The organism is Bacillus sp. FSL R12-0074, from assembly GCF_038005725.1.
GTDB lineage: Bacteria > Bacillota > Bacilli > Bacillales > Bacillaceae_G > Bacillus_A > Bacillus_A mycoides.
The window spans coordinates 838,540-850,387 of sequence record NZ_JBBOTR010000001.1; the positions used below are offsets into that span (position 1 = coordinate 838,540).

13 protein-coding genes and 1 pseudogene are annotated in these 11,848 nt (G+C 34.6%); 9 read left to right on the forward strand and 5 right to left on the reverse strand.

Annotated elements, in window-relative coordinates:
• Positions 1-237 precede the first annotated feature (237 nt).
• Entirely contained in the window at positions 238-2,160 is a 1,923-nt protein-coding gene (locus NSS97_RS04305; RefSeq protein ID WP_341111685.1) for an ABC transporter permease, read from the forward strand.
• 38 nt (positions 2,161-2,198) lie between these two features.
• Here the strand turns inward: NSS97_RS04305 and brnQ2 are convergent, their stop codons facing one another.
• From brnQ2 to NSS97_RS04325, 4 genes are all read right to left on the reverse strand, one after another.
• Complete coding sequence (gene brnQ2 / locus NSS97_RS04310) at positions 2,199-3,515, reverse strand: branched-chain amino acid transport system II carrier protein BrnQ2 (protein WP_002029943.1); 1,317 nt, start codon at positions 3,513-3,515, stop codon at positions 2,199-2,201.
• Positions 3,516-3,734: 219 nt separating this feature from the next.
• Complete coding sequence (gene cotJC / locus NSS97_RS04315) at positions 3,735-4,304, reverse strand: spore coat protein CotJC (RefSeq protein WP_002140479.1); 570 nt, start codon at positions 4,302-4,304, stop codon at positions 3,735-3,737.
• 12 nt (positions 4,305-4,316) lie between these two features.
• Positions 4,317-4,580 (reverse strand): spore coat protein CotJB, encoded by a 264-nt coding sequence (locus NSS97_RS04320; protein ID WP_002140482.1) that lies wholly within the window; start codon positions 4,578-4,580, stop codon positions 4,317-4,319.
• A gap of 8 nt (positions 4,581-4,588) precedes the next feature.
• A complete protein-coding gene (locus NSS97_RS04325; RefSeq protein ID WP_002140483.1) occupies positions 4,589-4,804 on the reverse strand; it encodes a spore coat associated protein CotJA in 216 nt (71 codons plus the stop codon).
• Between the two features lie 109 nt (positions 4,805-4,913).
• Between NSS97_RS04325 and NSS97_RS04330 the strand changes: the two genes are divergently transcribed.
• The 6 genes and pseudogenes from NSS97_RS04330 (at position 4,914) to NSS97_RS04355 (ending at position 8,134) form a co-directional block, all read left to right on the forward strand.
• Positions 4,914-5,279, forward strand: coding sequence for a VOC family protein (locus tag NSS97_RS04330; RefSeq protein WP_107887870.1), 366 nt, complete (start codon positions 4,914-4,916; stop codon positions 5,277-5,279).
• 20 nt (positions 5,280-5,299) lie between these two features.
• Positions 5,300-6,079 carry a DUF2935 domain-containing protein gene (locus NSS97_RS04335; protein ID WP_043331297.1) on the forward strand — a complete coding sequence of 260 codons (780 nt, stop codon included), beginning with the start codon at positions 5,300-5,302 and terminating at the stop codon, positions 6,077-6,079.
• Positions 6,080-6,391: 312 nt separating this feature from the next.
• Positions 6,392-6,673, forward strand: coding sequence for a YkvA family protein (locus NSS97_RS04340; protein ID WP_107887871.1), 282 nt, complete (start codon positions 6,392-6,394; stop codon positions 6,671-6,673).
• An 11-nt stretch (positions 6,674-6,684) separates the two neighbouring features.
• A complete protein-coding gene (locus tag NSS97_RS04345) occupies positions 6,685-7,290 on the forward strand; it encodes a DedA family protein (protein WP_088035206.1) in 606 nt (201 codons plus the stop codon).
• Between the two features lie 110 nt (positions 7,291-7,400).
• Positions 7,401-7,769, forward strand: a pseudogene (locus tag NSS97_RS04350) (DUF3992 domain-containing protein).
• Between the two features lie 20 nt (positions 7,770-7,789).
• A complete protein-coding gene (locus NSS97_RS04355; RefSeq protein ID WP_107887872.1) occupies positions 7,790-8,134 on the forward strand; it encodes an S-Ena type endospore appendage in 345 nt (114 codons plus the stop codon).
• A 60-nt stretch (positions 8,135-8,194) separates the two neighbouring features.
• Here NSS97_RS04355 and NSS97_RS04360 read toward each other — a convergent pair whose 3' ends face one another.
• The gene (locus NSS97_RS04360) at positions 8,195-8,620 is read right to left on the reverse strand and encodes an S-Ena type endospore appendage (RefSeq protein WP_002087412.1); all 426 of its coding nucleotides are present in this window, start codon (positions 8,618-8,620) and stop codon (positions 8,195-8,197) included.
• A gap of 354 nt (positions 8,621-8,974) precedes the next feature.
• Here NSS97_RS04360 and NSS97_RS04365 point away from each other — a divergent pair, with 354 nt between their 5' ends.
• Both NSS97_RS04365 and NSS97_RS04370 read left to right on the forward strand, forming a co-directional pair.
• Positions 8,975-11,437 carry an FN3 and LamG domain-containing metallophosphoesterase family protein gene (locus tag NSS97_RS04365; protein WP_341111689.1) on the forward strand — a complete coding sequence of 821 codons (2,463 nt, stop codon included), beginning with the start codon at positions 8,975-8,977 and terminating at the stop codon, positions 11,435-11,437.
• An 80-nt stretch (positions 11,438-11,517) separates the two neighbouring features.
• Complete coding sequence (locus NSS97_RS04370) at positions 11,518-11,721, forward strand: hypothetical protein (protein ID WP_000391506.1); 204 nt, start codon at positions 11,518-11,520, stop codon at positions 11,719-11,721.
• The last annotated feature ends 127 nt before the right edge of the window (positions 11,722-11,848 follow it).

Sequence of the window (11,848 nt, forward strand, 5' to 3'; positions counted from 1 at the left end):
AGTTTTGTAAGGTATCGATATGTAAATGTAAGGTGGAGGTTGTCCATAGTTTAAGCAGATGAATTGGTGCGTTATTTATATTTAAACATACGATGTGAAGAGCCTAGGAAACTAGGTTCTTTTATTTTGTTATATTACAATATCGTAAGAGAGGTGTAATGAAAATCGATAGGGAAGAAATACAATTTCGTATACACTTCATGTATAGAGAAACGCGAGAGCAGGTGAAGGTATACGATGGATTTTTTAGAAGTATCAAAGCGTAGTATAAAACGAAATATTAAAGATTATTTTCTATACTTTATTTCTTTAGTAGGCAGCATTATTATTTATTTTACATTCGTATCGATTAAACGAAATGAAAGTGTAGTAGCGCTTTTGAAAGAATCGGATAAAGTGGAAACGACATTTACGTTTGCACAAATTCTGTTGATTATCTTTTTAACGATTTTTATTTTTTATTGTAATAGCTTCTTTTTGCGAAAGAAGAAAAAAGAAATTGCGTTATACAGTTTATTAGGCATTCGTAAAGAGGAAATTGCTAAGTTACTCTTTTATGAAACATTACTAGTTGGTGCTGCTGCAAGTGTATTAGGTATTATTTCTGGTTTATTTATAGCGAATATATGTGCAGGGCTTCTTGTGAAGCTAATGGGAAGTGCGTTTACTTTTACATTTACGATTTCATTTTTGTCTATAGTAGAAGTTCTTATAACGATAGGTGCAATTTTCTTTATTGCATCATGGAAAAGTAAAAAGTTAATTTATGAGCATCGTTTAGTTGAATTATTATATGGTGAAAATCAAAAAGAAGAGGCACCTACTTATTCAAGTAAGAAGGCAAAACGAGCAATTATTTTATTAATTACAGGTTATATAATTGCGTTACTCACACAAGTTTTTGGGTTTGGAGCAATTTTTATTACAGGTCTAATTATTTTTGGGTGTATTGTAAAAGGTACGTTTTTACTATTCGAGCAGTATACAGTGAAATCACTCCATAAAATAAAGGGAGATAAACCGAAATATTGGAATGGAACGAACATTTTATCCATTTCTTCATTGTTCTTTAGAATAAAAGGGAACGTAAAGATGCTTGCGCTATTATCTTTATTAAGTGCAGTGACACTATGTACAATTGGAATTAGTTCTAGTATGTATTATGGAGCGCAGAAAACGGCGACATTAATGAATCCAGTTAGTTATGAGTATGTAACAACTGGAAAGGAATTAGATAAGAAAGTTAGAGAAGAAATTCAAAAACATGAGTTAGGAATAAAAAATGAAACGTCCGTAGCTTTACTTTCTATGCAAGGGAAGATAGATGGAGAACAAATATTAACTGGGTATTTAATAGGTAATGGTAATGTACAAGTTATAAAAGCGTCGGATTATAATAAAGTAGCTTCTATGTTAGGGAATAAAAAAGCTGTTCTGGGTTCTGAAAAAGAAGTTATTTTATTAGATCCGTATAAATCATATAACATCGAGAAAAATTCGCTTGATGGAAATAACGTGTCTTTAAAAGGGATGAAGAGCGGCGTAACAATTGTTGATCATCGTGAGGAAACAATTGTTAGTGCGAAACTGGCACCGGTTGGACTTGTTGTTCAAGATTCGTTATTTAATAAGTTGCAGCAAGGAAATGTTGTTTCAAAGGTAAGTGGATTTATCGTTGAAGGAAACGGTAGTAGAGAGCTAACGAAAGAGCTAGAGACTATTCTTTTTAAGGAAGCGAAATTCCAATCATTTGAACAGGCGAGTCAAGCTGAGTTGCAAGATGGTGCAGTGTTGTTATTTGCAAGTATATTTTTAGGGATTGTTTTTATTCTTGCTACTGGCTGTATTTTATACTTTAAACAAATAACAGAAGCGCTGGCAGAGCGACCAGCATACGGAATGTTAAAGAAAATCGGACTAACGAAAAGAGAAGCAACAGAGTCTGTAAGAAAACAAGTAGGAGCGATTTTCGTAGTACCATTACTGCTTGCGATTTGTCATACATTCTTTGCATTTTTAAGTTTGATGGGCTTTACAGGAATGTTTGAATATAGTCTTCCTTTACTAGGTAGTATAGGAGTGTATATCATGATTTACTTAGGCTACTATATGTTAACTGTTCGCTCATATACAAATACTGTATTCAGCGATAGAAAATAAAAAGAAGCAAGCATGGATTTCATACTTGCTTCTTTTTTTTATTTTGTAGAAACTTCACCTGCAGCTTCTGTTTGCGGAATACAGTATCCGATTATACCACCGATTATTGCTGGAACGATCCAGCCGATTCCTAAGTTATAAAAAGGAATTGTGTGTACGATATTAGCGATAAAACTTGGTATCATTCCCACATTATCAAGTGCATGAATACAGCTAATAATGAATGCTGCGATCATCGCTCCGATATAGACAGAAGGTTTACGTTTCGTATATTTATCGATAAATGATACGAAAATTAAAATGATTGTAATTGGATATAAAATAATTAATACGGGTAATGTAATTTTGATTAATAAACTTAATCCTAAGTTTGAAATAACGAAGCTAAAAATACAAACGTATAGTACAAGCTTCTTATATGAAACATTTGTTAATACTGTTGTGAAATAGTTGGCGAATGCACTTACAACACCGATTGCAGTCGTTAAACAAGCAGCTATAATTGCGATACTTAATAAAACATTACCGCTTGTCCCAAAGAATTGATACATAATAGTTGCTAATAGTTGACCGCCATTTTCAAATTGTCCTAAGTTTCCGTTTGAAGCGCCGATATAACCTAGTAAGAAGTAAACAATTGTTAAGAAAAGAGCCGCAATGCTTCCGCAAATAATTGTATATTTCGCAATGGATTTCTTATCTTGTATACCGTTTTGGCGAATTGCATTTACAACAATTGTTGATAATACGAGAGCTCCGATTGCATCTAATGTTAAAAAGCCTTCGAGAAATCCTTTGAAAAATGGGATTTCTTTATAGTCACCAACAGGTTCTGCGAACGATACTGGTGAAAGAATCGCCTTTGTTGCCATAATTGCAATAATTCCAAGCAAAATTGGCGTTAATATTTTTCCGATATGATCTACTAATTTGGATGGATTTAACGATAAGAAGTAGACGACTATAAAGAAAATCGCACTAAAAACTAACATAGAGTACCATTGATCTGGGAAAAGTGGTGCAATCCCAATTTCATAAGATACAGTTCCAGTTCGTGGAATAACAAATAGTGGGCCGATGGAAAGATAAATAATGATAGCGAATACTGCTGCGAATTTTGGGTGAACACGGCTCGCTAAAGTATTAAAACTACCACCAGCAAGGGCAACAGCGACGATAGCTAGTAAAGATAAACCGACATCTGTAATAATAAATCCTGTAATGGAAACCCACATATTTTCTCCGGAAGAAAGACCGAGAAGAGGCGGGAAAATCATATTACCAGCACCGAAGAAAACTGCGAATAGTAATAAACTAATCGAAAGTATTTGCGCTGGTTTTAAAGTTGTACGCATATAAAGAAAAGCCTCCTAATGAGCGTTTTTTGTCGAAAATTCAAATAATTTGTCGATTAACTGTTATTATTTTAAAGGTCTGATGACTAGAAAGCAAGAGGGAATTTTAAAAATATTTTAAAATAATGCGTAAAATTGAATAAATATACTATTTATATGTTAATGCAGGAAGAATTTCACTTTTAACGTAAAAAAACACATATCGCTAGGATATGTGTATTAAAAATAAATTTGCCTATCACGTTCTTCTTTTAAAATTTCTACAGCCTCTCGGAAACGTTGAGAATGGACAATTTCTCGTTCGCGTAAAAAGCGTAAGCTATCATTTATATCGGGATCGTCTGATAAATCAATTAGCCATTGATAAGTCGCTCGTGCTTTTTCTTCAGCTGCAATATCCTCGTATAAATCTGCGATAGGATCTCCTTTCGCTTGAATGTAAGTGGCAGTAAAAGGAACACCACCTGCATTATGGTAAAACAAGGCGCTATCATGATTCGCATAATGCGCGTCTAATCCGGCAGCTTTCATTTGTTCAGGTGTTGCATCTTTTGTTAATTTATAAATCATTGTAGCAATCATTTCTAAATGTGCGAACTCTTCTGTACCAATATCGGTTAGTAAGCCAACGACTTTATCAGGAATAGTATAACGCTGATTTAAGTAGCGCAGAGCAGCAGCTAGTTCGCCGTCCGCACCACCGTACTGTTCAACTAATAATCTTGCGAGTGCTGGATTACAAGTACTCACCTTAACAGGATACTGTAATTTTTTTTCATAAATCCACATAGTTTCTCTCCTTCATATTTGCCATGGCCACGGTCCTTTGCTCCATTCCCAGGGAGCGTTAGAATAACTATTTCCAAACTGCTGAAGTGGTCCGTATTTTTCTTCAATTTTTTGTTTTAATACTCTTCGTTTATAAGAAAAATCGTTGAATTGATTTATAGCTGCAGTATCGTCGGGATGCGTATCTAAATAGAGAGTAAGTTCAACTAATACAAAGTCTAATTCTTGAAGTTCTTCAATCCATTTGTAATATTCATCAGGCAATGTTTGTGTCACGTCTTGATTCACCGTCCTTTTTTGTAAGGATTTTCATAATAATCATAAAAGGCAGGCCATAAAGTCCCTTTTCTTAAAGCTTCTTTTGGTGTGAATTGGGGTAAATTAGTTGGTTGAAAGCCCATATATAAGTGCGGGGGAGTTGAGTAATATTTCTTTCCAATTGGAGGACAAGGATCGTTTGGACCATGATAAGGTATGAAGGATTTCATGAATTTATCCATGTTACACGCCTCCTTTATAAATGAAATATCCATTACTATGTATTGTATTCGTACATAATTGTCATTTATGACTCATATAAAAAACTAATAGAGACAGGGGGAGTTGAGGATGGAAGGCATTACAACATGCATCGTATTAGAATCAAAAAATTTAAAGGAAACATTGTATTTTTATGAAGGGATTTTAGGCTTTAAACCAAGCAAGGAGAGACCTCAACTACATGTAACAGGTGTTTGGTATGACGTTGGTTTAACGAGAATTTGTTTTGTGGTAAATCGGAATTTACGAGGGCGAGAGAAGGTTGCTAATTCTTCGTGTGAATTAATAACCTTTTCAATTTCTGATATGGAAAAAGTAAAGAGAAAATTACAGTTTTACAAAATATCTTTTGCGGAAGAACAGCATGCGGATGGGGTGGTAATTACTGTGTATGATCCAGATTGCTATAAGCTTCAAATTTCATCAGAGGCATGAGTAACCATAGGGGGGATAGTGTGGATAGAATGTATGAAGAAAGCGCACTGTTTGAACATAAATTTTGGCTCAAAGTTCTTGGGGATCATGCTCAGTTTTTACTAGATGCTTTAGCTCCACAGGAGAAAGAAGATATACAGAAAGCCACCTATTTTGTAGAAAAATTCACGAACTTTTTAAATGAAATTCATACTGTAAATTTTATTGCATTTTCAAAAGATGCAGAACAAGCTGCAGAGGAGATTCGAGCATTTAAATTAAATATTATACAAAAGCAATTGGAAGGTAAAATTGTGATTCATTTTACTCCGACTTTTATTAATCATATGGTAAATGAAGTGGAGGAATATATAACAGTATTAGAATACTTAGGGAGGGGAGAAGTCCCGCCCGTTTTTCATGAACTACACTATCATCTCGCGTGGTTAACGGATGCAGCAGGGCATGCTGGTTCTATTTCAGGCGGATTAGATGTTGTGGAAAAAAGATTGAAGGAGAAAAGTGATTTGTTTGCTAAACATTTTGAACAATTTTATTTAAAAGCAGTTGAAATGACAGGTTATTTACGGTCAGAACTGAAACATTTTCCAGCTTTGAAGAAGTTTACAAAAGACGTTTCACTAGAGCTAAAGTTATTCTCGCATTTCCTTCGAGAAGTAGAAGAATTAGAGTTGTCTGAGCAAATATTAAGTTCATTATCAGCCAGGATGGCGGATCATATGGCGAGGGAGGAGTGTTACTATTTATTGAAGTTAGCACAATCCTCAGGGTTAGAGATACCGAAATGTAATCCGCTTTAAAAATAGATTGTAGGGAAGATTAAGCAGACAAATTGTAACAGTGATAGAAGTATGTGAACAGGTTTCATTATGAAAAAAATATTGACAAGCTCCTCCAAATATCTTAATGTGATTGTATAAAATTGTGTATCTAAAGGGGAGTAACTTATTACAGTAAAGTCGTCATTACAGGGAGAAACCCTCGGCTTTATTGGCAACGTTTCGTTGTTAGTGAGACCTTTACCAGCAATGGTAAAGGCCCCTTATTGTCTTTTTAGGACCCTTACCATATTTGGTAGGGTCCTTTTTGTATACAAAGAGAGGAGCTAGAAAATGAAAAAACTTATTAGTAGATTAAGAGTTATATTTCATGTCCGCCGTTTTGTTCCATTTCTATTTGACTTTTTTACTTCAAAAGAGGTTTCCATAAAGAAGAAAATCTTATCTATTGCTTTTTTAGTTGGTTATGTAGCGATGCCGCTCGATTTAATTCCAGACTTCTTACCGTTTATCGGTATTTTAGATGATATTGGAATTGTGTTATTTATTTTAAATCGAATTGTAAAAATGGCGCCAGTGCAATTGCAAGAAAAGCATAACGTAAACGTAGGATAGGAGTTGAAAATATGGAGCAAATTATTTTAGATATAATCGAGTTTTTAAAGCAGTTTTCTTATTTTGGAGTCGTGTTAGCTTTAACTTTTGAGTTTATTCCAGCAGAGGTAGTTTTGCCTATGGTTGGATATTGGGTATACGAGGGTGATATGAATTTTTGGCTAGCTGTATTAGCTGGAACACTAGGGGGAACGACAGGACCATTAACGTTATACGCACTAGGTTATTACGGTGGTCGTCCTCTATTAATAAAATACGGGAAATACTTCTTTATTAAAGAAGAACAAATTCAAAAAGCAGATGATTTCTTTGAGAAATATGGGCCGGTTGTAGCATTTTTAGGACGCTTCATCCCGGGAGTTCGAACGCTTATTTCCGTTCCATGTGGTATGGCGAAAATGAACATATGGAAATTTAGCATATATACATTTGTAGCAATGTTCCCATTAACGACTTTGTATATTTATTTTGGAATGAAATTAGGTCCGCATTGGGAAAAAGCAGCGGGTGTTGTTGGACAATATATGTTACCTATATTAGTGGTCGTTCTTATTATTGTAGGTGGTATTTTAATCTATAAATTTATGAAAAAACGAAACAGATCGGAATCTATCTAGTCATTGGTAATGGAATTTGCATATTTTTTGAAAATAGATGAATAGTACAGGCAAAAGACTCTGAGGGACATACACATATAGGGAATATAAAAGAGAGAGGGGAAACAACTATGTCTTGTGAGTGCTCAGGGTCAGCATTAACTTGCTGTCCAGATAAAAATTATGTGCAAGATAAAGTGTGTAGTCCGTGGTCTGCTACTGTAGTTGCAACAGCAATTGATAATGTTCTTTATACAAATAATATTAACCAAAATGTAGTTGGTACTGGTTTTGTTAAATAGGATGTTGGTCCAGGTCCAATTACTGTAGAAGCGCTTGATTCTGCTGGGGCTACAATTGATACACAAACATTAAACCCAGGAACGAGTATCGCTTTTACGTATCGCCGCTTTGCTAGTATACAAGTTGTGTTACCTGCAACACCTGGTGGAACGTATCAGGGAGAATTTTGTATTACAACACGTTATCCACTTTCATAGTAGAATAGGAGAGGATCGAAATGGGAATGAGAAGTTCCGGTTTGTCTTGTTGTTCTAATAAAGCACTTGTGCAAGATCAAGTATGTACAGACTGGTCTATTACAGGTGCTGGTACTCAAATTGTATATACGAATAATATTACACAAGAAGTATATGGTTCAGGTTATGTGAAATATGATGTAGGCGCGAATCCTATTACAGTTGATTTTTTAGTCGGTGCTACAGTAGTTGATACAATTACTGTACAACCACAAAGTAGTGGTACTTTCACTGTACGATATTTTACTACTGTCCGAATTACTACGACAGGAACAACTGTTAATCAAGGCGAGTTTTGTATTACAGTACGTTATCCAATTTCATAAAAAAAGCATACCGTAAATGGTATGCTTTTTTTAAATTGAGGAAGTAATAAAATTGGTATTCTATAAGCAACATGTAAATTGGCAACAGTACTTGCCTTCTAAATATAGTGAAGGATTATTTTGTATATTAATAATACTAACGGATTTTAAATCTTTACCTGTGTAAGATATTGTATTGCCAGGAAACACAGTGAAAATATTGGTTACTGCTCCAATGATTTGAATTGTAATTGCTTCAGTGCTGCTAGTACTATTGTAAACCGAGACAGTACCTGATATAAGCAGTATCCCATCACTTTGCCACAGTATCATTGATTGTAGTGCATCTTTGGTAGAGGGAATGGTGTTGTTAGTTATGAGGAAATTCCCTGCAAATTCATTTGTTACTCGCTCACAACTTGGATTTGGAGGAGGGGGCGGTGGACAAGGGTCTGGACAAATGATAGATAAAGGAGCGAAACAGCCAATATTTTTTTTGTTCTTCAATACAACCCCTCCTTTTTAAGTTGTCTTTTACTACTATTAAATGTAGAAGCATGGCCGATGTGTTAAGAAAAGAAGAAAATTTTTAAAATTAAGATTGTCTAATAGGCTTACAGCTTAACTTATCATTAATGTTATAGAAAAGATTATATGTAAATAGACATGGGAAAAGAATGATCAGACTCTTTTAGACAAAAGGTGGTTGTATAACAATAGTACGAGTAATGTTGGACTTAACACTTAATTAACTGTATATTTACAAAAATCTAATAAAATTCATTTGTTATTTAAACGATATTAATATGTTTAAGATAAAATAGCCCTTGTAATGAATCAATTATTATGAGGAGGATTCACGTGGAAAGAACTGCTTTACGAAAAGTAAAAGGTCTTATTGGATTATTAATGGTGTTTGTATTGGCATTTGTATCATTACCGTGGAGTACGTCGGTTAAAGCGGAAGAGAAAAAGCAAGAAAAGGCACCAAGTGAGAAGAAGATAGTTTTTCCAGTTGTAAGTGATGTGCATATTAAAGATAGTGGAACAGATGATACGTTCCGCTGGAAAAGAGCGATTGAGCAATTTAATACGCTTGCACCGAAGCAGGATGCATTTGTTATTGTAGGTGATTTTACAGATTCGGGAACAGTGCAGCAATACGACCGTTTTATGCAAGTTTATAATGAAAATGCAAATAAAGATGCGGTACGAATGAATTCTCTTGGTAATCATGATTATTGGAACGGCTTATCTGTAGAGGGAGCACAGAAGCGTTTCTTAGAAAAGACAGGAATGGAATCGGTTTATTATCATAAGGTGGTAAAAGGGTATCATTTCCTTGTTATGTCTCCAGAGGATGGGACAACACATGGCTATTATTCGGACAAGCAAATTAATTGGTTAAAAGAAGAAATAGCAAAGGCACAAAAAGATGATCCAGAAAAACCGATTTTTGTATTTTTACATCAACATATTAAAGATACAGTGTACGGTAGCCAAGAATGGGGAACGAAAGATAGTGCGAAAATTAATGCAGTGTTAAAAGAGTACCCACAAGTCATTACATTTTCAGGTCATTCACATTATCCATTAGATGATCCAAGATCGATTCATCAAAAAGATTTTACATCAGTTGGAACATCTTCTGTAAGTTATATGGAAGTTGAAGGTGGTAAAGTACAAGGAAATATCCCGCCAGGAGCTAGTACATTAAGCCAAGGTTTATTAGTAGAAGTGGATGATAAAGAAGTAACGATTAATCGTCGTGACTTCCATACGAATTCTTGGACAGGTGAACCTTGGAAAATTAAATTACCATCAAAGAAAGAAACATTTACTCATGTAGAAGATCGTAATAAAGAAAAACCATACTTTGCAAAAGATGCAAAGCTTGCTGTATCAAATGTAACAGAAAATGCAGCAACAGTAACATTCCAGCAAGCGTTGGACAACCTTCTTGTTCACTCTTATCGTGTACAAGCTAGAGATAAGCAAACTGGAGAAATAAAGAATAAATTGTTAGCATTCTCAGAGTTTTATCGAGATCCAGTGCCGAAAGAACTGACATTTACACTTGCAGGACTAGATGGCGGGAAAACATATACACTTGAAGTTGTTGCGATTGATTCATTCGGCAATGAAAGTGTACAACCATTAACGGCAGAAATTACTACGAAAAAAGATAATATTGACCCGAATGTGAAAGTACCAAAGGCAGATGTTTTTGATGTAAACTTTGCAGATGGTACATTTAAAGACAGTTCATCATTTGGTACAAAAGGTGATGTTAAGGGCAATGTGACTATTGAATATGATAAAGCATTGAAAAAGAATGTTATGAAGTTAAACGGAAAAGCAAATACATTTGGATACCTTCCATTTTCAGCAGCACAAAAAGAAAAAGTAGCAAATTCATTTACGTTAGAAACTGTATTTTCAATGAATGAAATTCGTGGACAAGGTATTTTGCAAAATACAGAGAGCGGTGGAATTGGTTTTGAGTCTACAGGAAGTGGCTATGTAGAATTATGGGCTCATATTGGTGGAAGCTATAAACGTGTGGGTGTTCAATTAGAAGCAAACAAAACGTATCATTTAACAGGAACATATAACGGCAGTGAAGTAGCAATTTATGTAGATGGTAAAAAAGTAAATAGTCAGCCGGCTCAAGGGAAAGTATATCACCCGAACGTACCATTCGCACTTGGTGCAGATCCTGATAGCAACGGAAATGGCGGTATTCCGTTAAATGGACAAATTGCATTAGCAAAATTATATAGTAAAGCATTAAGTTCTTCAGAAGTAGTAGCGGCATATAACGAGTTTTCTACTCGTACAAAATTAGAGCAAGTAAATACGTTATATGAAGAAATCGGAAAAGTGAAAGAAGTATTGGCAGGTACTTATGAATTTGGTGAAAAGCCAGGTCAGTATTCACAAGCAGCTTTTAACGAATTACAAAGAAGCTATGACAATGCAAAGAAAGTGTTTGAGAATATAGCGAGTACAGGAGAACAAATTGTTCAAACGTATAATGAATTAAAAACAGCAAACCAAACATTTGTACAATCAAAGGTAGCAGAAGAACAGCCAAAAACACCGAAAGAAAAATTACAAGTGAATATTGAATCTGCAAAAGCAGTAGTGAAAAAAGCACAAGCTGCAAATGTAACGGACGGTTCAGTGAGATCATTGAGTCAAAAAATTACAGTTGCAGAAGCTGTATTAAAAGATGTGAAAGTAAAAGATGCACAGGTAGAAACGATGAATCGTACGTTAGAGTACGCTATTTCACTGGTTGAAAAAAGCATCAACAAATAAGGTATAAGAAAAAGAAGCTTATCATGATAGGCTTTTTTTTTGTTATACTAAAAGTAGTATAGAAAAAGGGAGCGAATAATTTGGAAGAGAAAAAGCTAAAAAGAATTCTTGAATATGTATGGATCGCCGTTGTGCTCCTTGTAGGATATTATTTATTAAAAGATAAAAGTATATGGATTCTATTTTTAATGACATTTTTATTAGCGGGATTAGGAACGCTATTTATTAACTTTTTCTTTGATAGTGTAAACGCGTGGAGAAAGAAAAAGAAAGAGACGAAGTAAGGGGAGATAAGTATGCAAAAGTTGCAGGTTATGTACTCACTTGCATCGGTATATTTATCATTTTACAAACGTTAACGAAAAAACATAATAGAACATGAAAATAGCTCGCCGTTTCATAGGCGAGCTA

What these genes read in the sequence shown, in the direction of transcription:
- NSS97_RS04305 (WP_341111685.1), top strand. Translation starts at nt 238, where the DNA reads ATGGATTTTTTAGAAGTATCAAAGCGTAGTATAAAACGAAATATTAAA.
- brnQ2 (WP_002029943.1), bottom strand. Translation starts at nt 3,515, where the DNA reads ATGCGTACAACTTTAAAACCAGCGCAAATACTTTCGATTAGTTTATTA.
- cotJC (WP_002140479.1), bottom strand. Translation starts at nt 4,304, where the DNA reads ATGTGGATTTATGAAAAAAAATTACAGTATCCTGTTAAGGTGAGTACT.
- NSS97_RS04325 (WP_002140483.1), bottom strand. Translation starts at nt 4,804, where the DNA reads ATGGATAAATTCATGAAATCCTTCATACCTTATCATGGTCCAAACGAT.
- NSS97_RS04330 (WP_107887870.1), top strand. Translation starts at nt 4,914, where the DNA reads ATGGAAGGCATTACAACATGCATCGTATTAGAATCAAAAAATTTAAAG.
- NSS97_RS04340 (WP_107887871.1), top strand. Translation starts at nt 6,392, where the DNA reads ATGAAAAAACTTATTAGTAGATTAAGAGTTATATTTCATGTCCGCCGT.
- NSS97_RS04345 (WP_088035206.1), top strand. Translation starts at nt 6,685, where the DNA reads ATGGAGCAAATTATTTTAGATATAATCGAGTTTTTAAAGCAGTTTTCT.
- NSS97_RS04355 (WP_107887872.1), top strand. Translation starts at nt 7,790, where the DNA reads ATGGGAATGAGAAGTTCCGGTTTGTCTTGTTGTTCTAATAAAGCACTT.